General features: G+C 64.6%; 23 protein-coding genes and 1 pseudogene. 18 read left to right on the top strand and 6 right to left on the bottom strand.

The window, feature by feature from the left end; translation table 11 throughout:
* Both I5M_RS14410 and I5M_RS14405 read left to right on the top strand, forming a co-directional pair.
* On the top strand, positions 1–656 hold a 656-nt coding region (locus I5M_RS14410; protein ID WP_022722039.1), incomplete at its 5' end, for an acyl-CoA dehydrogenase C-terminal domain-containing protein.
* Between the two features lie 165 nt (positions 657–821).
* Positions 822–2030, top strand: coding sequence for an acetyl-CoA C-acetyltransferase (locus I5M_RS14405; RefSeq protein WP_022722038.1), 1209 nt, complete (start codon positions 822–824; stop codon positions 2028–2030).
* 103 nt (positions 2031–2133) lie between these two features.
* Here I5M_RS14405 and I5M_RS14400 read toward each other — a convergent pair whose 3' ends face one another.
* Positions 2134–2907, bottom strand: a complete 774-nt coding sequence (locus I5M_RS14400; protein WP_022722037.1) for an EAL domain-containing protein — start codon at positions 2905–2907, stop codon at positions 2134–2136.
* Positions 2908–3048: 141 nt separating this feature from the next.
* Between I5M_RS14400 and I5M_RS29795 the strand changes: the two are divergent.
* Positions 3049–5264: pseudogene (locus I5M_RS29795) on the top strand (3-hydroxyacyl-CoA dehydrogenase NAD-binding domain-containing protein).
* 336 nt (positions 5265–5600) lie between these two features.
* Here the strand turns inward: I5M_RS29795 and gstA are convergent.
* Positions 5601–6215 (bottom strand): glutathione transferase GstA, encoded by a 615-nt coding sequence (gene gstA, locus I5M_RS14390; RefSeq protein WP_022722036.1) that lies wholly within the window; start codon positions 6213–6215, stop codon positions 5601–5603.
* A 128-nt stretch (positions 6216–6343) separates the two neighbouring features.
* Here gstA and I5M_RS14385 point away from each other — a divergent pair, with 128 nt between their 5' ends.
* The 3 genes from I5M_RS14385 (at position 6344) to I5M_RS14375 (ending at position 8975) form a co-directional block, all read left to right on the top strand.
* On the top strand, positions 6344–6829 hold the full coding sequence (locus tag I5M_RS14385) for a MarR family winged helix-turn-helix transcriptional regulator (protein ID WP_022722035.1): 486 nt from the start codon (positions 6344–6346) through the stop codon (positions 6827–6829).
* A gap of 105 nt (positions 6830–6934) precedes the next feature.
* Positions 6935–8305 carry a glutamate--cysteine ligase gene (locus tag I5M_RS14380; RefSeq protein ID WP_022722034.1) on the top strand — a complete coding sequence of 457 codons (1371 nt, stop codon included), beginning with the start codon at positions 6935–6937 and terminating at the stop codon, positions 8303–8305.
* Positions 8306–8456: 151 nt separating this feature from the next.
* Complete coding sequence (locus I5M_RS14375; RefSeq protein ID WP_022722033.1) at positions 8457–8975, top strand: PAN domain-containing protein; 519 nt, start codon at positions 8457–8459, stop codon at positions 8973–8975.
* A 172-nt stretch (positions 8976–9147) separates the two neighbouring features.
* Here I5M_RS14375 and lepB read toward each other — a convergent pair whose 3' ends face one another.
* Together lepB and tldD are read right to left on the bottom strand one after the other, a co-directional pair.
* Positions 9148–9924, bottom strand: a complete 777-nt coding sequence (gene lepB, locus I5M_RS14370; protein WP_022722032.1) for a signal peptidase I — start codon at positions 9922–9924, stop codon at positions 9148–9150.
* Positions 9921–11348, bottom strand: coding sequence for a metalloprotease TldD (gene tldD / locus I5M_RS14365; RefSeq protein ID WP_022722031.1), 1428 nt, complete (start codon positions 11346–11348; stop codon positions 9921–9923). Before tldD ends, lepB begins: the two co-directional genes overlap by 4 nt.
* 286 nt (positions 11349–11634) lie before the next feature.
* Between tldD and I5M_RS14360 the strand changes: the two genes are divergently transcribed.
* Both I5M_RS14360 and I5M_RS14355 read left to right on the top strand, forming a co-directional pair.
* Positions 11635–12105 (top strand): MarR family winged helix-turn-helix transcriptional regulator, encoded by a 471-nt coding sequence (locus tag I5M_RS14360; RefSeq protein WP_022722030.1) that lies wholly within the window; start codon positions 11635–11637, stop codon positions 12103–12105.
* Between the two features lie 120 nt (positions 12106–12225).
* Positions 12226–12651, top strand: a complete 426-nt coding sequence (locus I5M_RS14355) for an organic hydroperoxide resistance protein (protein WP_022722029.1) — start codon at positions 12226–12228, stop codon at positions 12649–12651.
* A gap of 88 nt (positions 12652–12739) precedes the next feature.
* Here the strand turns inward: I5M_RS14355 and I5M_RS29790 are convergent, their stop codons facing one another.
* On the bottom strand, positions 12740–13165 hold the full coding sequence (locus I5M_RS29790; protein ID WP_022722028.1) for a winged helix-turn-helix transcriptional regulator: 426 nt from the start codon (positions 13163–13165) through the stop codon (positions 12740–12742).
* A 121-nt stretch (positions 13166–13286) separates the two neighbouring features.
* Here I5M_RS29790 and I5M_RS14345 point away from each other — a divergent pair, with 121 nt between their 5' ends.
* Genes I5M_RS14345 through I5M_RS14335 form a run of 3 tightly spaced genes read left to right on the top strand, consistent with a single transcriptional unit; the run spans position 13287 to position 14888 of the window.
* Positions 13287–13703: a DoxX family protein gene (locus I5M_RS14345; RefSeq protein ID WP_022722027.1), complete on the top strand. Its 417-nt coding sequence runs from the start codon at positions 13287–13289 to the stop codon at positions 13701–13703.
* Positions 13703–14233 (top strand): hypothetical protein, encoded by a 531-nt coding sequence (locus I5M_RS14340; RefSeq protein ID WP_022722026.1) that lies wholly within the window; start codon positions 13703–13705, stop codon positions 14231–14233. The genes I5M_RS14345 and I5M_RS14340 overlap by 1 nt, the downstream gene beginning before the upstream one ends.
* A 46-nt stretch (positions 14234–14279) precedes the next feature.
* Positions 14280–14888: a TlpA disulfide reductase family protein gene (locus I5M_RS14335; RefSeq protein ID WP_244432004.1), complete on the top strand. Its 609-nt coding sequence runs from the start codon at positions 14280–14282 to the stop codon at positions 14886–14888.
* A gap of 12 nt (positions 14889–14900) precedes the next feature.
* Here I5M_RS14335 and I5M_RS14330 read toward each other — a convergent pair whose 3' ends face one another.
* A complete protein-coding gene (locus I5M_RS14330; RefSeq protein WP_022722024.1) occupies positions 14901–15440 on the bottom strand; it encodes an invasion associated locus B family protein in 540 nt (179 codons plus the stop codon).
* Positions 15441–15848: 408 nt separating this feature from the next.
* On the opposite strand from I5M_RS14330, the gene coxB reads away from it, so the two are divergent.
* From coxB to I5M_RS14295, 7 genes are all read left to right on the top strand, one after another.
* Entirely contained in the window at positions 15849–16709 is an 861-nt protein-coding gene (gene coxB / locus I5M_RS14325) for a cytochrome c oxidase subunit II (protein WP_022722023.1), read from the top strand.
* Between the two features lie 66 nt (positions 16710–16775).
* A complete protein-coding gene (gene ctaD, locus I5M_RS14320) occupies positions 16776–18401 on the top strand; it encodes a cytochrome c oxidase subunit I (protein ID WP_022722022.1) in 1626 nt (541 codons plus the stop codon).
* Between the two features lie 69 nt (positions 18402–18470).
* Positions 18471–19412, top strand: coding sequence for a heme o synthase (locus tag I5M_RS14315; protein ID WP_022722021.1), 942 nt, complete (start codon positions 18471–18473; stop codon positions 19410–19412).
* 11 nt (positions 19413–19423) lie between these two features.
* Entirely contained in the window at positions 19424–19585 is a 162-nt protein-coding gene (locus tag I5M_RS14310; protein WP_022722020.1) for a hypothetical protein, read from the top strand.
* Positions 19585–20217 carry a cytochrome c oxidase assembly protein gene (locus tag I5M_RS14305; protein WP_022722019.1) on the top strand — a complete coding sequence of 211 codons (633 nt, stop codon included), beginning with the start codon at positions 19585–19587 and terminating at the stop codon, positions 20215–20217. The genes I5M_RS14310 and I5M_RS14305 overlap by 1 nt, the downstream gene beginning before the upstream one ends.
* Before the next feature lie 67 nt (positions 20218–20284).
* A complete protein-coding gene (locus tag I5M_RS14300; protein ID WP_022722018.1) occupies positions 20285–21142 on the top strand; it encodes a cytochrome c oxidase subunit 3 in 858 nt (285 codons plus the stop codon).
* Positions 21143–21318: 176 nt separating this feature from the next.
* Positions 21319–21705, top strand: coding sequence for a DUF983 domain-containing protein (locus I5M_RS14295; protein ID WP_022722017.1), 387 nt, complete (start codon positions 21319–21321; stop codon positions 21703–21705).
* Positions 21706–21828: the final 123 nt, after the last annotated feature.

Raw genomic sequence — 21828 nt, 5'->3', positions numbered from 1 at the left:
GATGCCAGGAGCGCCAGGCGGCCGAGGATCATCTCGGCCTGATGACGCCGGTGCTGAAGGGCGTCCTGACCGATGTCGGCTTTGCCAATGCGGTCGCGGCGCAGCAAATCTACGGCGGCCACGGCTACATCCAGGCCAACGGCGTCGAGCAGGTCGTGCGCGATGCGCGTATCGCCATGATCTACGAAGGCGCCAACGGCATTCAGGCGCTCGACCTCGTCGGCCGCAAGCTGCCGCGCGACGGCGGCCGCGCCGTGATGGCGTTCTTCGCCGAGGTTGGCGCCTTCGCCAAGGAGCATGGCGGCGACGAGGCGATGAAGCCGTTCGTCGGTCCGTTGTCGACCGCGCTCGGTCATCTGCAGCAAGCCACCACCTGGCTGATGCTGAACGCCATGGCGGCGCCCGACAACGCTGGCGCAGGCGCCACCGACTACATGCACCTGTTCGGCCTGGTTGCCTCTGGCTACATGTGGGCCAAGATGGCCAAGGCGGCGCAAGACAAGATTGCCGCAGGCGGCGCGACGCCCTATCTGACCGCCAAGCTCGTCACCGGCCGCTTCTTCGCGGAGCGGACGCTGCCGGGCACCGCGTTGCATCTGTCCCGCATCCAGGCCGGCAGCGGCACGGTGATGGAATTGCCGGCGGAAGCGTTCTGACGATCACTTACTGTCATCCCCGCGAAGGCGGGGATCCAGTAACCCCTGCGCCAGCGGCTTATCCGCGACGCACTTGAATACTGGGTCGCCCGGTCAAGCCGGGCGATGACACCTCGAAAACATCGCGCGCCACAGCGCGTCACAGCTTCATTTGAGGAACACCCCATGCCCGAAGCCTATATCTACGATCACGTTCGCACCCCGCGCGGCCGCGGCAAGGCCGATGGCTCGCTGCACGAAGTCACCGCGCTGGCGCTCGCCACTGTGCCGCTGAAGGCGCTGAAGGAGCGTAACAATCTCCCGAAGGACGTGGTCGACGACGTGGTGATGGGCGTGGTCGATCCGGTCGGCGAGGCCGGTTCGGATATTGCGCGCTTCGCCGCCATGAACGCGGGTCTCGGCGAGGCGGTGCCGGGCGTGCAGATCAGCCGGTTCTGCGCCTCGGGTCTCGATGCGGTGAACTTCGCCGCGGCTCAGATCATGAGCGGTCAGCACGAATTGGTGATCGGCGGCGGCGCGGAGTCGATGAGCCGCATCGGCATCGGCGCCTCGGGCGGCGCCTGGCCGATGGACCCGTCGATGGCGGTGCCGTCCTACTTCATGCCGCAAGGCGTCTCGGCTGACCTGATCGCGACCAAGTACGGCTTCTCGCGCGACGACGTCGACGCCTACGCGGTGCGCAGCCAGCAGCTCGCCGCCAAGGCCTGGGACGAAGGTCGCTTCGACAAGTCGGTAGTGCCGGTCAAGGACATCAACGGCCTGACTATCCTGGCCAAGGACGAGCACATGCGCCCCTCAACGACGATGCAGTCGCTGGCGCAGCTGCAGCCGTCGTTCGCCGCGATGGCGGCGATGGGCGGCTTCGACGGGGTGGCGATCCAGTCGCATCCGGAAATCGAGAAGGTCAACTACGTGCACCATGCCGGCAACTCGTCCGGCATCGTCGACGGCGCCGGTGCGGTGCTGCTCGGCAGCAAGGAAGCCGGCGACAAACACGGCCTGAAGCCGCGTGCCAAGATCCGCGCCTTCGCCAATATCGGCTCCGAGCCGGCGATGATGCTGACCGGTCCGGTCGACGTCACCAAGAAGCTGTTCGAGCGCTCGGGCATGAAGAAGAGCGACATCGATCTGTTCGAACTCAACGAGGCGTTCGCCTCGGTCGTGCTGCGCTACATGCAGGCGTTCGAGATCGAGGACGACAAGATCAACGTCAACGGCGGCGCCATCGCGCTCGGCCATCCGCTCGGCGCCACCGGCGCGATGATCCTCGGCACCGTGCTCGACGAACTCGAGCGCACCGACAAGTCGACTGCCCTGGTGACGCTGTGCATCGGCGGCGGCATGGGCACCGCGACGATCATCGAGCGCGTCTGACGCCGTAGGGTGGGCAAAGCGAAGCGTGCCCACCATTCCGGTCTCAGAAGTAAGCGTGGGCACGGCGCTTCGCGCCTTTGCCCACCCTACTTGCCGGCGCGAACTAACCGGCCGCTCTGACCTCGATTGCAGAGTTCAGCATCGGCACCTCGGGCAGAGCCATCAGAGCAGGCTTGGCGAAATGATAACCCTGGAACAGCGAGATGCCGGCGGCGCGCAGCACGGTGCATTCCTGTTCGTTCTCGACGCCTTCCGCCAGCACGCGGATGTCGAGTTCGCGGGCGATGCCGACGAGGCCGGCGACGATCACCTGCTTGGCGCGGTTGAGATGAATGTCGCGCAGCACTTCCATGTCGATCTTGATCAGGTCGGGCTGCAGCTTGGCCAAGAGGCCAAGGCCCGCATAGCCGGCGCCGAAATCGTCGAGCGCAGTGAGAAAGCCGAGCGCGCGGTAAGCCTCGATGATCTTGTTGACGTGCGCGACGTCCGTCATCCGCTCGTTCTCGGTGAACTCGAACATCAGGTTCCGGTGCGGGAACTGGGCGCGCTTGGCGGCGGCGAGCGACTTTTGAATACAGGCGCTCGGCTCGTAAACCGCGTTCGGCATAAAGTTGATCGACAGCCGCGCGCAGGGATCGTTGAAAAGTCTGCCGGCGGTTTCGATCGCCAGCACGCGTGCCGCCTGGTCGAACCGGTAGCGCATCTCGTCGGTGACCTGCGACAGGATCATGCCGGCGGGTTCGCCGTTCGGCCCGCGGACCAGCGCTTCGTAGCCCCACACCCGCTGCGCGCTGAGGTCGACGATCGGCTGGAACGCCATCTTCATCTCGAACGGAACCGAGATGCCATCCTGGCATCCGGCGCAAACAGAACTCATGAGTGACCTTTCATGCGGCATGAGGAAATCTCGACCGTAGACGTCCTTCTCTACCGCAACGTTAAGTCGACACGGCCGCAACGCGATTAGTTCGCCGATGTCATTTGATACAAACCGTAATAACCTGTGGAGCCCGAGCCGATGAGCTACAGCAACTTCAAGATCGAGACCGACGCCGACGGCATTGCGCTGGTGACCTGGGATCTGCCCGGGCGTTCGATGAACGTGCTCGATGCCAAGACCATCGAGGAACTCGCCGGGATCGTCGAGCAGACCACCAAGGATGCGGCGGTCAAGGGCGTAGTGATCACCTCCGCCAAGGAAGCGTTCTGCGCCGGCGCTGATCTGTCGATGCTCGAGGCGATGACCCAGCAGTTCGGTCAGATCAAAAAGACAAGGGCGAGGAAGCCGCCCAGAAGATGCTGTTCGACGAGAGCCGCAAGCTGTCGCAGACGCTGAGGGCGATCGAGACCGGTGGCAAGCCGTGGGTCGCGGCGATCAACGGCATGGCGCTCGGCGGCGGCTTCGAAGTGACGCTGGCCTGCCATCATCGCGTCGCTGCTGATAATCCCAAAACGCGCCTCGGCCTGCCCGAGATCAAGGTCGGCCTGTTCCCGGGCGGCGGCGGCACCCAGCGCATCGCCCGCATCGTCGATCCGCAGAACACCATGACGATCCTGCTCAAGGGTGATCAGCTCAAGCTCGACAAGGCCAAGGCGCTGAAACTGGTCGATGCCATCGTGCCGGCTGATCAAATGATCTCCACCGCCAAGGAGTGGATCAAGGCCGGCGGCAAGGCGGTGGCGCCATGGGACGAGAAGGGCTTCAAGCTGCCCGGCGGCCCGGTGTTCTCCAAGCAGGGCATGATGATGTTCCCGGCCGGCAACGCTCTCTATCGCCGCGAGACCTACGACAATTATCCAGCCGCCCGCGCCATCATGAGCTGCGTCTATGAAGGCCTGCAGGTGCCGATGGACGTCGCGCTCCGCATCGAGTCGCGTTACTTCGCCCACGTGCTGCAGACCAAGGAAGCCGCTGCGATGATCCGCAGCCTGTTCCTGTCGATGCAGGAGCTCAACAAGGGCGCGCGCCGTCCGCAGGGCGTGCCGCCCACCAAGGTCAAGAAGCTCGCGATCATCGGTGCCGGCTTCATGGGCGCCAGCGTCGGCTACGTGTCGGCCAAGGCCGGCATTGAGGTCGTGCTGATCGACCGCGACCAGGAGAGCGCCGACAAGGGCAAGGCGCATTGCCAGTCGGTGATCGACGGGCTGATTAAGAAGGGCCGCGCCAAGCCGGCCGACGCCGAGGCGCTGATGTCGCGCATCACCGCGACCGCGGACTTCAATGCGATCTCGGATGCCGATCTGGTGATCGAGGCCGTGTTCGAGGATCGCAAGGTCAAGGCCGAGACCTACGCCAAGGCGCAGCCGCTGCTGAAGGAAGGCGCGATCTTCGCCTCCAACACTTCGACGCTGCCGATCAACTCGCTGGCCGAAGAGTTCAAGGATCAGTCGAAGTTCATCGGCATCCACTTCTTCTCGCCGGTCGAGAAGATGATGCTGGTCGAAGTCATCCTCGGCAACAACACCAGCGACGCCACGCTGGCGGCCGCGCTCGACTACACCCGCCAGATCGGCAAGACCCCGATCGTCGTGAACGACTCGCGCGGCTTCTTCGCCAATCGCTGCGTGCTGCGTTTCACCGCCGAAGGCCTCGAGATGCTGATGGAAGGCGTCCCGGCGCCTATGATCGAGACCGCCGCCAAGATGGCCGGCATGCCGGTCGGCCCGCTGTCGCTGGCCGACGAAGTCGCGCTCGATCTGATCCTGAAGATCATGAAGGCGACCGAAGCCGATCTCGGTGCTCAGGCGGTCGATCAGCAGCAGAAGAAGCTGATGGTCGAGCTGGTCGAGAAGCAGGGCCGGTTCGGCCGCAAGAACGGCAAGGGCTTCTACGTCTATCCGGAGAAGGGTAAGGGCCAGAAGAGCCTGTGGGACGGCATCGCCGCGCTGCAGCCCAAGCACCTCGATCCCGACACGATCGACGTCGAGGAGCTGAAGCAGCGCTTCCTCGCCGTGCAGGCGGTGGAAGCGGCGCGCACCGTCGAGGACAACGTCATCGTCGATCCGCGCGAAGCCGACGTCGGCTCGATCCTCGGCTTCGGCTTCGCGCCGTTCACCGGCGGCACGCTGAGCTACATCGACTTCATGGGCACCAAGGAGTTCGTGGCGCTGTGCCACAAGCTCGAGGGCAAATTCGGCTCGCGCTTCACGCCGCCGAAGCTGCTCGAAGACATGGCCAAGACCGGCGACACCTTCTACCACCGCTTCGCCCCGAAGAAGCAGGCCGCGGCGTAACGACCCCAAGCACAGCGCGCTCCCTCTCCCGCGTGCGGGAGAGGGCTGGGGTGAGGGCGCCCCAAGCACTGAGTCAGCAACCCGCGGAGCCGAGTGCCCTCACCCGCCGCGCTTCGCGCGTCGACCTCTCCCGCATGCGGGAGAGGTTGCGCTACCGCTGCGGCGAGGCCACGCCTCACTCCGGTTACAAATAAAAAGGGCCGGATCATCGCGATCCGGCCCTTTTGTCTTTCCCCAACGTCCCCGCTCCGTCATTGCGAGCGAAGCGAAGCAATCCAGTTCAGTGCACTGCGCTGGATTGCTTCGTCGCTGCGCTCCTCGCAATGACGAAAAGCCTCAGGCCTTCTGCAGCAGCCCTTCGCTTTGCAGCGCGGCCTGCACCTTCGGCCGCGCGGCGATACGCGCCTTGTAGGCGGTGAGGTTCGGGTAGGGCGCCAGGTCGATCTTCATCCGGTCGCACCAGTTCAGGATCACGAACAGATAGCCGTCCGCGACAGTGAACTGCGTGCCCATCAGGTAGTCCTTGCCGGCAAGCTGCTTGTCCGCATAGGCGAGGTACTTGGCGATGCGGTCCTTGAAGAACTGCTTGGCGTCGTCGCCGAGCACCGGCGAGAACAGCGGGCCGAAGCTCTTGTGCAGATCGGTGGAGATGAAGTTCAGCCATTCCTGCAGGCGGTAACGCTCGTTGCTGCCCAGTTCGGGCGCAAGCTTGCCGCCACCGACCTTGTCGGCGATCATCTGCACGATCGCCGGGCCTTCGGTCAGCACGCTGCCGTCGTCGAGGCCGAGCGCCGGCACCGAACCCTTCGGATTGACCTGTAGATAGTCGTCGCCGTTCTCCAGCTTCTTGGCACGAAGGTCGACCTTGACCAGCTCGAACGGCAGGCCGGATTCGCTCAGCGCGATATGGGGCGACAGCGAACACGCGCCCGGGGCATAATACAGCTTCATGGGTCTCTCCTGGCCGGGGATCTTGGTAAACTGCGGCCGGGCGATTAAATGCGATCGCATGGAACAGTCAAGATTGATGCAACTGCATCAAGCGCGCTAGGATCGGGCTGCGCGGGTGGAGCGGAGCGATGAAACGGAAACCGTCGACCGAGGCCACGGCTGCCTGGACCCGCTTGATGCGGGTGCGCAGCCGGGTGCTGGATGCGGTCGAACACGATCTGAAGAAGGCCGGATTCCCGCCGCTCGCCTGGTATGATGCGCTGCTCGAGCTGTCGCGCGCGGCCGACGGTGTGATGCGGCCGGTCGAGCTCGAAAAGCACATGCTGATCCCGCAATATTCCACCTCCCGGCTGATCGACCGGCTGGTCGAGGAGGGACTGGTCGTGCGCCGCGAATGCGACATCGACAAGCGCGGCCAGTTCGTCAAAATCACCGAAGCGGGGCGCGAGTTGCAGAAGACGATGTGGGCCGCCTATTCGGCTGCGATCGAAAAGCATGTCGGATCGAAACTGTCCGACGCCGACGCTGCGCGGCTGTGCGGCCTGCTCGACCGGCTCGGTTGTGCCTGCGACGGCGCTGCGCTCGCCGCGCGAGACTCCGTCGCGGCCCGATGATATCCCACTCACCCCTCGCCGGCGCGGCCGCTGCCGCCCGCGGTCCCCGATCCTTGCCTGGCCCCTCGGGTGGCCGGCGCTGTCTTCAATCTTTTCGGAAATCCCATGGCGCGTGACCAGATCGATATGACGCCGCTGAATTCGCGCGACGAACTCGTCGCGTGGCTCGAAGCGGGCATCAAGCCGGCGTCGGAATTCCGCATCGGCACCGAGCACGAGAAGACGCCGTTCACTCTCGAAGGCCATTGTCCGGTTCCGTACGAAGGCGCGCGAGGCATCGGCGCGCTGCTCGAAGGCATGCAGCTTTTGCTCGGCTGGGACCCGATCATGGAAGGCCCGAACATTATCGGGCTGCACGACGTCACCGGCGGCGGTGCGATTTCGCTGGAGCCGGGCGGACAGTTCGAATTGTCGGGCGCGCCGGTCGAGACCGTGCACCAGACTCACGCCGAGCTGATGGCGCATCTGGCGCAGGTGCGCGAGGTCGCCACCCCGCTCGGCATCGGCTTCCTCGGCCTCGGCCTGACGCCGTCGTGGTCGCGCGAGCAGATCCCGGTGATGCCGAAGGGCCGCTACAAGATCATGACCGGCTACATGCCGAAGGTCGGTCGCTACGGCCTCGACATGATGTACCGGACCTGTACGGTGCAGACCAATCTCGACTTCTGCTCCGAAGCCGACATGGTCAAGAAGCTGCGCGTGTCGCTGGCGCTGCAGCCGGTGGCGACGGCTCTGTTCGCCAACTCGCCCTTTACCGAGGGCAAGCCCAACGGCTTCCTGTCGTTCCGCTCCGAGGTCTGGCGCGACACTGATAACAACCGCTCGGGCATGCTGCCCTGGGCGTTCGAGGACGGCATGGGTTTCGAGCGCTGGGTCGACTACGCGCTCGATGTGCCCATGTACTTCGTCAAGCGCGGCGATCAGTATATCGACGTGTCGGGTTCGTCGTTCCGCGCTTTCTTCGACGGCAAGAACGACAAGATGCCGGGTGAGCGTCCGACGCTGTCGGACTGGGCCAATCATTTGTCGACGATCTTCCCCGAGGTCCGTTTGAAGCGTTACCTCGAGATGCGCGGTGCCGACGGCGTGCCGTGGGGCCGGCTGCCGGCGCTACCTGCGTTCTGGGTCGGCCTGCTGTACGACGACGCCAGCCTCGACGCGGCCTGGGAGCTGGTGAAGGGCTGGGAAGCCTGGGAACGTCAGGCGCTGCGCGACGACGTGCCCCGGCTCGGCTTCAAGGCCCGCATCCGCAACCGCTTCCTCTACGAGATCGCCAAGGACTGCATGGTGCTGGCACATGCCGGCCTGCGCCGGCGCGCTCGCCTCGACGCATTCGGGATCGACGAGTCGCGGCATCTCGCCGCGCTCGATCGCATCATCGAGTCGGGCCGCACGCCGGCCGAGGAGATGCTCGACAAGTACAATGGCGCCTGGCACGGCTCGGTCGATCCGGCTTACGACGAGTACGCATTCTGAGCGGCAGACTGCCCTGACGGCCCGTTCATCCGCCATACAGGTGGCGCCCTCTCTGATGGCGCCAGGGAACCGCAGCCGGAGTTGCGGGTTCCGTCATGCGATCGGAAAGGTGTCGATGCGGTTAGCCGGCCTGCTCAGGGCGTGTTTGCTCATGCTCGCCGTGGCTGCGGCGGCATTGCACGCGCACGAGGCACGGGCGCAGGCGAATTTCGACCGGCCGGGCGGCGACTACCAGCATTCGACCTTGCACAGCGGCGATCCGGCCGAATGCGCGCTGATGTGCGAGCGCGATCGCCGTTGCCGGTCCTGGACGTTCGCCTATCCGTCGTCGCCCGATGAAGGCGCGACCTGCTGGCTCAAGAGCAACGTGCCGCCGCTGGCTCCGAGTAATTGCTGCGTCTCCGGCGTCCGCGGCGCGGGCGTGTTGGAGCCGCGCTCGGGTACTGTCGAAGCGTCGATCGACCGTGCCGGCGGTGACTACCGCAATTTCGAAATGAAAGCCGGCGAAGGCGACGAGGCCTGCAAGGCGGCCTGCGAAGGCGACGACAAATGCCGCGCCTGGACCTACGCCCGCCCGGGCTACGTCGGCCGCGCGCCGCGCTGTTTCCTGAAGAAAGAAATCAAGCCGCCGCGTAGGAAGCCCGGGTTCTTCTCGGGCGTGGTGCGGTAGGGCAGCCCGCGCAATTCTGGGCCAAGTTAACACTCGCGCCGTCATGCCCGGCCTTGTGCCGGGCATCCACGAACTTCTGACGTAGTAGCGCACAAAACGTGGATGGCCGGGACGAGCCCGGCCATGACGAAGGTAAGTGCGTGGCGCCTTGGCGGCTACGCAATCTTTCCTCTCAATGCACCTTGGTGAAGAACCGCGCCACGCGGAAGCCGGAGAGCCAGTCGGTGATCGGCTGGCTGCGCACGGCAGGATTCCATGAGCCCACCACGGCGTCGACGCGGCCGACCAGATTGTCGATCGGCAGCAGCCCGACGCCGCCGTCGCGGACGCTGACGCGGCTGTCGGCGGAATTGTCGCGGTTGTCGCCCATCACGAACAGATCGCCCTGCGGCACGGTGATTTCCGGCATGTTGTCGAGCCGGCCGTTGTCGTAGAGCTTGAAGATCGGATGCGACACGCCACCCGGCAGCGTCTCGATGTAGCGCGCCGCGGTCTGGTAAGCGCCGTCGTCGTCTTCGGCGCGGCCGGTGCCGTCCGGCTTCACCTGGGCGGCGACGCCGTTGATGCTGACAATGCCACCGTCGATCTTGATGCGGTCGCCGGGCAGGCCAACCACGCGCTTGACCCAGACCTGCGAGCGGTCGCCGGGCCAGCGAAATACCACGACATCGCCGCGATGCGGCGTCGAGCCGAACACCCGGCTGGTTTCGGGGAAGGCGACATGGATCGGCAGCGACGCGCTGGAGTAGCCGTAGGGATATTTCGAGGCGAGCAGCGCGTCGCCGATCAACAGCGTCGGCTCCATCGAGCCGGACGGCACGTAGAACGGCTCCGCCAGCGCGGCCTTGCCGACCAGCACGATCGCCACCACGGCGGCGAGCTGCGTCAGTTGCGATGCCCAGCGCCGCAGCGTTCCGCCTTCCGAAGTCTTTTCCGCCGCGTCGCTCATCCGCCAGTGCCTCCGACCGTAATTCTGTCCATCCGCAGCGTCGGCTGGCCGACGCCCACCGGCACACCCTGGCCGTTCTTGCCGCAAGTGCCGATTCCGTCGTCGAGCTGCAGATCGTTACCGATCATGGAAATACGGTGCAAATCGGTCGGACCGTTGCCGATCAGCATCGCGCCTTTCAGCGGAGCGCCGATCTTGCCGTTCTCGATCTTGTAGGCCTCGGTGCATTGGAAGACGTATTTGCCGGAGGTGATGTCGACCTGTCCGCCGCCGAAGTTCACCGCATAGATGCCGTTCTTCACCGAGGCGAGGATCTCGGCCGGGTCGCGCTGGCCGGCCAGCATGTAGGTGTTGGTCATGCGGGGCATCGGCACGTGGGCATAGGACTGCCGCCGGCCGTTGCCGGTCGGCTTCATGCCCATCAGCCGGGCGTTCTGGCGGTCCTGCATGTAGCCGGTGAGCACGCCGTCCTCGATCAGCACGGTGCGGCTGGTCGGGGTGCCCTCGTCGTCGATCGACAGCGAGCCGCGCCGTGCCGAGATGGTGCCGTCGTCGACGACTGTCACGCCCTTGGCGGCGACCTGCTGGCCCATCAGGCCGGCGAAGGCCGAGGTCTTCTTGCGGTTGAAGTCACCCTCGAGGCCGTGGCCGACCGCCTCGTGCAGCATCACGCCCGGCCAGCCGGGGCCGAGCACCACGTCCATCTCGCCGGCCGGAGCCGGAACCGATTCGAGGTTGACCAGCGCCTCGCGCAACGCGCCGTCGGCCGCTTCGCGCCACGCCTTGGTCTCGATGAAGCGCGCATAAGGCTCGCGGCCACCATAGCCCTTGGAGCCGCTCTCCTGGCGGTCGCCCTGGCCAGCGACCACCGAGACGTTGACCCGCACCAGGGGGCGGATGTCGCGATAGCTCTCGCCGTCGGGGCGCAGGATCTCGACCACCTGCCAGGTGGCGCCGACCGACACCGACACCTGCCGCACCCGCGGATCCTTGTCGCGCACATAAGCGTCGATCTCGCCGAGCAGCTTGACCTTGGCCTCGAAGCCGGGCGCGTCGAGCGGGTTGTCGTCGCCGTAGAGCCGCACATTGGTGTGCGCCGGCGCCACCGCCAGCGTGCCGCTGTAATCGCTGCGCACAGCCGCCACTGCGTCGGCCGCGCGCATCAGCGCCGGCAGCGACACGTCGGAGGAATGCGCGTAGCCGACCGCGTCGTCCTTCACGGCGCGAAGACCGAAGCCCTGCGCGGTGTCGTAGGTCGCCTGCTTCAGCCGGCCGTTGTCGAACGCCAGCGCCTCGGTCTGGCTGTATTCCAGAAACAATTCACCGTCGTCCGCGCCTTGCAGCCCCCGCATCAGTTCACGCCGCACCTCATCGCGATCGAGCTTGGCGCGGTCGAGCAGGGAGGTCTGGGCTGGGTTGGTCATGAGGTGAGTTCCCGATGTTGTTCGGGGAGGAAGATAGGCGGTCTCCAGGCGTTCTGCGAGAGCCTGCGGCGGACACATCATCAACCAAGACCCTTTCAAAGCAAATTAGGGTTTGTTCATGTGGCCTCGTGTTCTCCGTCGTTGCGAGCGAAGCGAAGCAATCCAGGTCCGTGCTCCCGGCTTGATTGCTTCGTCGCTTCGCTCCTCGCAATGACGTGATCAAACTTCAGGCCATCGCCGAAATCGATCGCTTGCAAAGATATCGCGCGCGATATAAATCACCGTCATGAAGTCGCCCTCGCCATCCTCCCGCGCGCCGCGCAGCCCCGACAAGCAGAAGCTGGAGAACCAGCTTTGCTTCGCGCTGTATTCGACGCTGCTTGGGGTCAACAAGGTCTATCGCGGCCTGCTTCGCGAATTCGATCTCACCTATCCGCAGTACTTGGTGATGCTGGTGTTGTGGGAGAAAGATCGGGTCAACGTGTCGGAGATCTGCGATCAGCTTTATCTCGAGACGACGACGCTGACGCCGCTGTTGAAGCGGCTCGAGGCGCGCGGGCTGATCAGCCGGCGTCGCTCAGCCGAGGACGAGCGCCAGGTGATCGTCGGCCTCACCGACGAGGGCCGCGCGCTGCGTCAGCAGCTCAAGCATGTGCCCGACTGCCTCGGTGCCGCGATGGGCGGCTCGCTCGACGAGATCGTGGAGCTGCGCAACAAGCTCACCAAAGTTCGCGCCAATCTGTTTCAGGCTGCCTGATGGAGAGCCCCCCCGGACTGCCGCGCTTCACCGCCAATTAGATCGCGTGCGATATTAACGCGCACGAGATAACTGAACCCAGCTCTCCTTGAACCTCCACCCCTCGAAAGGAAGACCACCATGTCAGTCGAAAAAGTTCTCTACCGCGCCACTGCCACCGCCACCGGAGGCCGCGACGGCCGCGGCGTCTCGAGCGACGGCTATCTGGATGTCGCGCTGACGACGCCGAAGGAGCTCGGCGGAGGTGGTGGCGCCGGCACCAATCCGGAGCAGTTGTTCGCGATCGGCTATTCGGCCTGTTTCATCGGCGCCATGAAGTTCGTCGCCGGCCGCGACAAGCTGCCGATCTCCAAGGACGTCAGCGTCACCGGCACGGTGGGCATCGGTCCGATTCCGACCGGCTTCGGCATCGAGGTCGAGCTCAAGATCAGCCTTCCGGGCGTCGATCGCGAGCAGGCCCAGACGCTGATCGATCGCGCTCACATCGTCTGCCCGTATTCGAACGCGACCCGCGGCAACATCGACGTCAAGCTGACGCTGGTCTGACGTTCTCACCTTAGGCTCACAAGGGCCGCCCAGGTTGCCCTTGTGAGTTGCGCCGATCATGACGAGCGCGGCTCACCGCGGCGCTCGCTTAGTAATGATGCGACGCGGGCGGCTGACCTGCCGCTTTGTCGTCTCTGGAGGTTGCCTGGGGTTGTGGCCCGGTTGGGAAGCCGTGCTCCTGCGCCCACTTGAACAACTCCTCGAACACCGGTCGCAGCGCCTCGGCGGACGGCGTCATCTCGTATTCCACGCGCGGCGGTATCTCGGCATAAACGGTGCGTTTCACCAGGCCGTTGGCTTCGAGATCGCGTAGTTGCGTGGTCAGCATGTGCTGGGTCACACCGGGGATCGCACGCCTGAGTGCTCCGAAGCGCTGCTTGCCCCGCACCAGGGTCAGGAGGATCTCTCGTTTCCACTTGCCCGCGAGGACGCCGAGCACGTGATGCATCGTGATCGACGCGCCGCCCTGGCAGGGCGTTTCCGCGGTGGGGCCGCCGTCGTGATCATTAGTCATGTTTTGCGTACTGCCTCACAAAAACCATCCTACTTGTCGTTCCGATCCTAAGTCGTAATCCTGAATTTGGACAGTTCGCCGGCAGCGCCCACGCGCGTCGGCTGCAATTCAGGAGGTTTTCGTGTCTGTCGCCATTCCATCGAAGTCATCCCGGCTGTCGTCCGTCGCACTCTGGATCATCAGGGGGCTACTTGCAGCTGTGTTCATCGCAGCCGGCGGCGCCAAGCTCTACGGTGTGCCTATGTTGGTCGAGGAGTTTCAACATATCGGCCTCGGCCAGTGGTTTCGCTATGTCACTGGGACGCTCGAACTGCTCGGCGCCTGCCTGTTGCTGATTCCATCGCTCGGTGCGTTCGGCGCCTTAGTTCTCAGCTGCGTGATGATCGGGGCGACGATCGCGCACCTCTTCGTGATCGGCGGCTCCCCCGTGCCTGCCGTCGTGCTGCTCGCCTTGAACGCTTTGGTGATCTACGCAAAGCGCAGCGATATCGCGGCAGTCCTGCCCGGCGCGTCCGCGAGCCCCAGTCGGCTTCGCTGATGCCCGAACTGGGCTGGCCGCGCAGCCGATGGGCCACGGCGGTGATGTTCGGTCTGGCCTTTCTGGTGCCGATGTCGGTGACGCTGGTGCTGATCGATGCTTGTGCGGCGAGTCCGAAGGACTCGAAATTGCACACGCCTGGTCAGGTCGCGACGAGGCCGCAGGTCCACCGCGTCGCGCTGCAGGTCAATTCGGACGATCCGACCATCATGAGACACGCGATTACCAACAGCCTCAACATCCTCAAAGCCTACGGCGACCGCAACGAACCTGCGGCCGTCGAAATCGTCGCCTACGGTCCCGGCGTCAACATGTTCAGGGAAGACACCTCGCCGGTGAAGGATCTGCTGCATTTCTTGCACGTGAGCTATCCCGACGTGGTGTTCAGCGCGTGCGGCAACACCATCGCCATCATGGAAAGAAACGAGGGACATGCATTGTCCCTCGTCGAAGGTGCGCGATCGGTGCCGTCCGGTGTGGTCAGGCTGATCGAGTTGCAGGAGGCCGGATGGTCCTATTTGCGGCCCTGATGTCCGTTCGGGATTATCCCAACCAACACCGCGAGGGAGCCCGATGATGGGCCGCGATGTCACGCGGCGCCGCGTGTTGCGGAGGGTGCTCGGCGGGGCCGCCACGCTCGTCGGCGGTCGTGCCGCTGCCGCCGGCTTGGATGATCCTCCGCCGTTCGGCAACGCGCGATATCAGTTCACGGTGCTGCGGCCTCAGCGCATGGTCCCCCCTGTTCCGATGACGCGGCTGGGCGGCGGGACCGTCACCTTCGATGCGTTTCGCGGGAAGGTGGTGCTGGTCAATTTCTGGGCGACCTGGTGTCCGGCGTGCCGGACCGAACTGCCCAGCCTCGATCGCCTGCAACAGGCAGCCGGCGGTCGGGATCTGCAAGTGATCGCGGTGTCGCTCGATCTGCAGGGCAGCGCCGTCGTCGCGCCCTTTTTGCGCAAGCTGAATATCCGCCAACTCGAGATCTATCTCGATCCGGAGGCGCGTATCGCGCGTGCGGCGAACGACGACAACCCGGGCGTGCCGTTCGGCCGCTATGGCATGCCGATCTCGTACATCGTCGACCGCGTGGGACGGATCGCCGGCTATTTGGTCGGAGACGCGGACTGGACGTCGGACGGGGCGCGTCGGCTGCTCGACTATTACGCGGGCGGCCGAAACGGCTGATGCGGATAACCGTTACGGCAGCTTGTCGTAGCCCTCGCCGAGGCCGTTGAGGCTGAGCGGGAAGCCGATGCCCTCTTCGGGCGTCTCGAAGATGATGAAGGTCGCGGTCTTGGCGGTGCGCAACTGGCCGAGCAGCTTGTCGTCCATCACCACCTCGGCGACGCAGCCGTTCGGCAGGCAGCGCACGAAGCCGGCGCGGCCGACATCGACATTGTCGAGCTTCAATCCAAGGCCCGACGGCAGCAGCACGCCGAGCGGAGCCACGACCCGCATCAGCTTGCTCTTCTGATCGGCCGTCTTGAGGATGATCACCGTGAGGCCGGCATTGGAGCGGTCTTCGGCCACGACGCTTTGGATCAGCGCGCATTGTTCAGCCTTGGCGCCGGGCGGGGTATCGCAGCGGATCTGCCAGTCGCCGTGCACCGAGCGAACGGCGCCTTGAGCCAAAGCACGCTCGGTCGGCGCGATGATTGCGAAAACGCCGGCGAGCCCCGCCAGCAGCACAGCAAGCAGCGAGCGGCGGAGAAGGGGCGTATGTCTGGCTGGACCCATCAGGGCGATCCCAAAAGTTGTAGAGCAGGCAATTGAAGCTTGCCGTCGATGCAGGTGACGCGAGCTGAACTGTCCGGCAATGACGGCGCGACCAAGGCGAGACCGGCTCGCCCGAATCAGACCCACGTGACGAGGGTCTGCTGTGCCTACATCCACGCTTGTGGCTGTCAAGTTCGCCTCACAATACCAGGGCACCTTTGATCGGACGTTTGGCAGTTGTGCCGGCAGGCTGAACAAACCACCGGGAAGCCTAGCCGAAAGTCCAATAGTGCATTGCGGGCTTTAGAGAAGTGTGATTTTAGAACAATTGAGAAGCGTTCTCACGAACTCGCGCCGTACGCGAGTCGAAAAGGGCATCGGGCTCCGTTCCTGCGAAGTCCGAAGAGGAAAAAAGGGAGCGAAGGCGGCATGACGATGTCGATGAGCCGCGCGGGCCGGCAATTGCTGGGCTTGGCGATCGTGGGAGGAATGCTGGCGATCGGCGGAGCCGCATCGGCCGCCGGAGTTGGTCAGCCTGCGCCGTGGGAAGTCACTCTCCAACAGCCGGCTTCTCCGGTGATGGAGAACATCGTCTGGTTCCACAACTTCCTGCTCTGGCTAATCACCTTCATCACCCTGTTCGTGCTGGCGCTGCTGGTCATCGTGGTGGTGAAGTTCAACGCCAAGGCCAATCCGGTGCCGTCCAAGACCACGCACAATTCGCTGATCGAAGTGGCGTGGACGATCGTTCCGGTGCTGATCCTGGTCGCGGTCGCGGTGCCGTCGTTCCGCCTGCTTTTTCTCGAGCTCGACATTCCGAAGCCGGACCTGACCATCAAGGCCACCGGCAACCAGTGGAACTGGAGCTACAACTATCCGGACGACAAGATCGACTTCACATCGATCATGCTGACCGACGAAGAGCGCTCGAAGCTCAATCCGGTGCCGCCGCGTTTGCTCGCCGTCGATAACGAAGTCGTGGTGCCGGTCAACAAGGTGGTGCGCATTCAGACCACGGCGGCCGACGTCATTCACTCGTGGGCGATCCCGTCGTTCGGCGTGAAGATCGACGCCATCCCGGGCCGCCTCAATGAGGCCTGGTTCAAAGCCACCAAGGAAGGCAAGTTCTACGGCCAGTGCTCGGAGCTGTGCGGCAAGGATCACGCCTTCATGCCGATCGTCGTGCACGTCGTGAACGATCAGGAATACGCCGCCTGGAAACAGAAGCAGCAGACCGCGTCGCGCGAGCGGGCCACTTCCTACGCATCGGCAGCCACGACGACGCGCTGACGAGTACAGGACAAGACGTCGAACGCGGACCGTAAGGCCCAACAAGGTTCAAGTCGGGATACGAAAATGACAATGGAAGCTGCAAGGGTTGCCCACTCCGACCACGCGCATGACGACCACTCCCATGCGCATCCGACCGGATGGCGCCGTTACCTGTACTCGACCAACCACAAGGACATCGGCACGATGTACCTGGTGTTCGCGCTGATCGCGGGCATCATCGGTGCGGCGCTGTCGATCGCGATCCGGATCGAGCTGATGTATCCGGGCGTGCAGATATTCCACGAGAGCCACACCTACAACGTGTTCGTGACTTCGCACGGCCTGATCATGATCTTCTTCATGGTGATGCCGGCGATGATCGGCGGGTTCGGCAACTGGATGGTGCCGCTGATGATCGGCGCGCCAGACATGGCGTTCCCGCGCATGAACAACATCTCGTTCTGGCTGCTGCCGGCCGCGTTCGCGCTGTTGATCATCTCGACCTTCGTCGAGGGCGAGCCGTCGTCGAACGGCGTCGGCGCCGGCTGGACCATGTATGCGCCGCTGTCGACCTCGGGCCATCCGGGTCCGGCGGTCGACTTCGCCATTCTGGCGCTGCATCTCGCCGGTGCGTCGTCGATCATGGGCGCCATCAACTTCATCACCACGATCTTCAACATGCGCGCGCCGGGCATGACCCTGCACAAGATGCCGCTGTTCGTGTGGTCGATCCTGGTGACGGTGTTCCTGCTGCTGTTGTCGCTGCCGGTTCTAGCCGGCGCCATCACCATGCTGCTGACCGACCGCAACTTCGGCACCACCTTCTTCTCGCCCGAAGGCGGCGGCGATCCGCTGCTGTTCCAGCATCTGTTCTGGTTCTTCGGTCACCCCGAAGTGTACATCCTGATCCTGCCGGCCTTCGGCATGATCAGCCAGATCGTCTCGACCTTCTCGCGCAAGCCGGTGTTCGGCTATCTCGGCATGGCCTACGCCATGGTGGCAATCGGCGTGATCGGCTTCGTCGTGTGGGCTCACCACATGTACACGGTCGGCATGTCGAGCGCGACGCAGGCGTACTTCGTCGCCGCCACGATGGTGATCGCGGTGCCGACCGGCGTGAAGATCTTCTCCTGGATCGCCACGATGTGGGGCGGCTCGATCGAGTTCAAGACGCCGATGCTGTGGGCGGTAGGCTTCATCTTCCTGTTCACCGTCGGCGGCGTCACCGGCGTCGTGCTGGCCAACGCCGGCGTCGACCGCGTGCTGCAGGACACCTACTACGTCGTCGCGCACTTCCACTACGTGCTGTCGCTCGGCGCCGTGTTCGGCATCTTCGCGGGCTGGTACTACTGGTTCCCGAAGATGTTCGGCTACATGTACTCCGAGACGATCGGCAAGCTGCACTTCTGGCTGACCTTCATCGGCGTCAACATGGTGTTCTTCCCGCAGCACTTCCTCGGTCTGTCGGGCATGCCGCGCCGCTACGTCGACTATCCGGATGCGTTCGCCGGCTGGAATCTGGTGTCCTCGATCGGCTCCTACATCTCCGGCTTCGCCGTGCTGGTCTTCCTGTACGGGATGGCGCTCGCCTTCATCCGCAAGGAAAAGGCCGCCGACAATCCGTGGGGTGCCGGCGCCACCACGCTGGAATGGACGCTGTCGTCGCCGCCGCCCTTCCATCAATTTGAAGTGCTGCCGCAGGTCCGGTAACGCTGCTAGAACTCCCATGCGCCGCCGCCGTGGCGGTGGCGCATGGCACGGAACTCGAGAGGAATTCGATTGTCGGTTCTCGACACCAATGATCTGTCGTTGGCGCCCCCGCGGATCTCCGAAGCGGGCGTTGCGGATTACATCGCGCTGCTCAAGCCGCGGGTGATGTCACTGGTCGTGTTCACCGCACTGGTCGGCATGCTGATGGCGCCGGGCAGTTTCCACCCGGTGCTGGCGATCACGTCGCTGATCTGCATCGCGGTCGGCGGCGGCGCGTCCGGCGCGCTGAACATGTGGTACGAGGACGACATCGACGCCAAGATGACGCGCACGGCCAACCGGCCGATCCCGCGCGGCCGCGTCACCCGGCCGGAGGCGCTGACCTTCGGCCTGACGCTGGCTTTCTTCTCGGTGGTGACGCTCGGCATCCTGGTCAACTGGATTGCCGCCGGACTCTTGGCCTTCACGATCTTCTTTTACGTCGTCATCTATACGATGTGGCTGAAGCGCTCGACGGCGCAGAACATCGTCATCGGCGGCGCCGCCGGCGCCCTGCCGCCGGTCGTGGCCTGGGCCTCGGTCACCGGCTCGCTGTCGGTCGAGCCGTTGCTGCTGTTCGCCATCATCTTCTTCTGGACGCCGCCGCACTTCTGGGCGCTGGCGCTGTTCCGCAACGACGATTACGCCCGCGCCGGCGTGCCGATGCTGCCGGTCGTCGCCGGCCCGGACAACACCCGCCTGCAGATCCTGCTCTACACCATCGTGCTGGTGGCGGTCGCCGCCGCGCCGTGGCCGCTGGGTTACTTCGATGCGATCTACGGCGTTGCGTCGCTGGCGCTGGGCGCATGGATGCTGGTGCTGGCGGTGCGTGTCTATCGCAATCGCACCGGCAGCGCGGCGCTGCGCGCCTCGCGCAACCTGTTCAAGTTCTCGATCCTGTATCTGTTCGCGCTGTTCGCGATCCTGCTCGTCGAGGTGGCCGTCGCGGCCGCCTGGCGCATGATCGCCTGAGGAGCGACGCGATGGAGCAGCCGCGCCGGCCCGGCATCGTCCTCACGGAAGCGCAGAAGAAGCGCCAGCGTGAGCGTTCGATCGCCATCGCGCTGGCGCTGTTCGTGCTGGTGGTGCTGTTTTTCGCGGTGACCATGGTCAAGGGTCCCGCGGTTCTCAACAGGCCGATGTGATGGACGAACAGCTGCACAACGACTCCGACCAGCCCCCCGCGCCGCGTCGCGCCAGGCTCGGCCGCGATACCTCGGTGGCGGCGATCTGCGGCTTCGTCGTCGCGCTGATGATCGGCGCGTCCTATGCGGCCGTGCCGTTCTACAACTGGTTCTGCCGCACCACCGGCTTCAACGGCACCACGCAAGTAGCCAAGGCGGCGCCGACGGGCGCGCCGTTGAGCCGCACCGTGACGGTCGGCTTCGACTCCAACGTCAATGGCCTGCCATGGAAGTTCGAGCCGGAGCAGCGCTCGATCGAAGTGCCGATCGGCAAGGTGATGACGATCTACTATCGCGTCACCAATTTGGCCAACCATCCGACCACCGGTCAGGCCGCCTACAACGTCACGCCGCTGACGGTCGGTGCCTACTTCACCAAGATCAACTGCTTCTGTTTCACCGAGCAGACCCTGGCAGCGGGCGAGACCCGCGACATGCCGGTGGTGTTCTACGTCGACCCGGCCTTCGCGGCCGACAGCGAGAACGACACGGTGAAGACGATCACGCTGTCTTACACCTACTATCCGGTTCGCGATCCGGCGCCGAAGCCGGTCGCTTCCGGGGATTCGGACAAGCGCAAGGGCAATCTCTAACGCGGCGTAAGCCGCGATCGAAAACGCCGGAGCGGCGCAAGCGCCCGGTATAGGAGCGGAGGGGAACATGGCGACCGCGCATACCAAGCAACACGACTACCATCTCGTCGATCCGAGCCCGTGGCCGTTCGTCGGTTCGTTCGCGGCCTTTGTCATGGCGGTCGGCGCGGTGTCCTGGATGCATCACATGTATCAGGGCGCTCCGATCGTGTTCGGAGTCGGCCTGATAGGCGTCCTCTACACCGCCGCGAGCTGGTGGGGCGACGTCATCAATGAGGCCGAACACAAGCACGATCACACCCGCGTGGTGCAGATCAGCCATCGCTACGGCATGATCCTGTTCATCGCCTCCGAGGTGATGTTCTTCGTCGCCTGGTTCTGGGCGTTCTTCAATTCGGCGCTGTTCCCGGCCGATCCGGTGCATGCCACCCGCGAAGCGCTGTTCGGCGGCGTCTGGCCGCCCAAGGGCATCGAGACCTTCGATCCCTGGCATCTGCCGCTGCTCAACACGCTGATCCTGCTCACCTCGGGCACCACGGTGACGTGGGCGCATCACGCGCTGCTCCACAACGACCGCAAGGGCCTGAAGTACGGCCTGATCCTGACCATTGCGCTCGGCGTCATCTTCAGCTGCGTCCAGGCCTACGAATACAGCCACGCCGAATTCTCGTTCGCCGGCAACGTCTACGGCGCCACCTTCTTCATGGCGACCGGCTTCCATGGCTTCCACGTCATGGTCGGGTCGATATTCCTCCTGGTCTGCCTGATCCGCGCCTACAAGGGCCACTTCACGCCGCAGCAGCACCTCGGCTTCGAGTTCGCCGCTTGGTACTGGCACTTCGTCGACGTGGTCTGGCTGTTCCTGTTCGTGTGCATTTACGTCTGGGGCAACGGTGCCTCGGCCATGGCACACGGCGGCCACTAGGGAACGCAAAGGTGATACAAAGGGGCGGCCGCAATGGCCGCCCTTTTTGCATTTGGGCGGTAGAGAAGTAACGCATGCCGAACTTCGCCATTGCGAGCGAAGCGAAGCAATCCAGGCGCAGTGCACGGAGCTGGCTTGCTTCGTCGCTTCGCTCCTCGCAATGACGGAGTAAGCGAATGACAGATCCGTCCCCCACCGTCCTGCAATCGGCCTTGCGCGGCATCGCGTGCCGCTGTCCGCGCTGCGGCAAGGGCAAGGTGTTCGGCGGCTTTCTGACGTTGCGGCCGAACTGCGAGGTCTGCGGGCTCGACTACGCTTTCATCGACGTCGGTGACGGCGCGGCGGTGTTCACGATCCTGATCGGCGGCGCCATCGTGGTGTGCGCGGCTCTCATCGTCGAGGTCAAATATCAGCCGCCATTCTGGGTGCATGCTGCGCTGTGGCTGCCGATGGTGCTGATCACCACGCTGCTGCCGCTGCGGTCGATCAAGGCGCTGTTGATCGCCCTGCAATTCCATCACAAGGCGCAGGAAGGCCGCCTGGTCGGCCGCGATTCGACATGACGACTTCGACGACCAGGCGCGCCGCCGCCGGAATGACGCTGATCGCGCTGCTGATGGTCGGCGTGCTCAGCGCGCTCGGCTGGTGGCAGCTGCAGCGCCCCACCGCCAAGCACGAGCTGATCG

The organism is Rhodopseudomonas sp. B29, assembly GCF_000333455.1.
Classification (GTDB): domain Bacteria; phylum Pseudomonadota; class Alphaproteobacteria; order Rhizobiales; family Xanthobacteraceae; genus Rhodopseudomonas.
The sequence above is the reverse complement of the archived record's forward strand: the minus strand, read 5'-3'. Positions and strand labels throughout refer to the sequence as shown.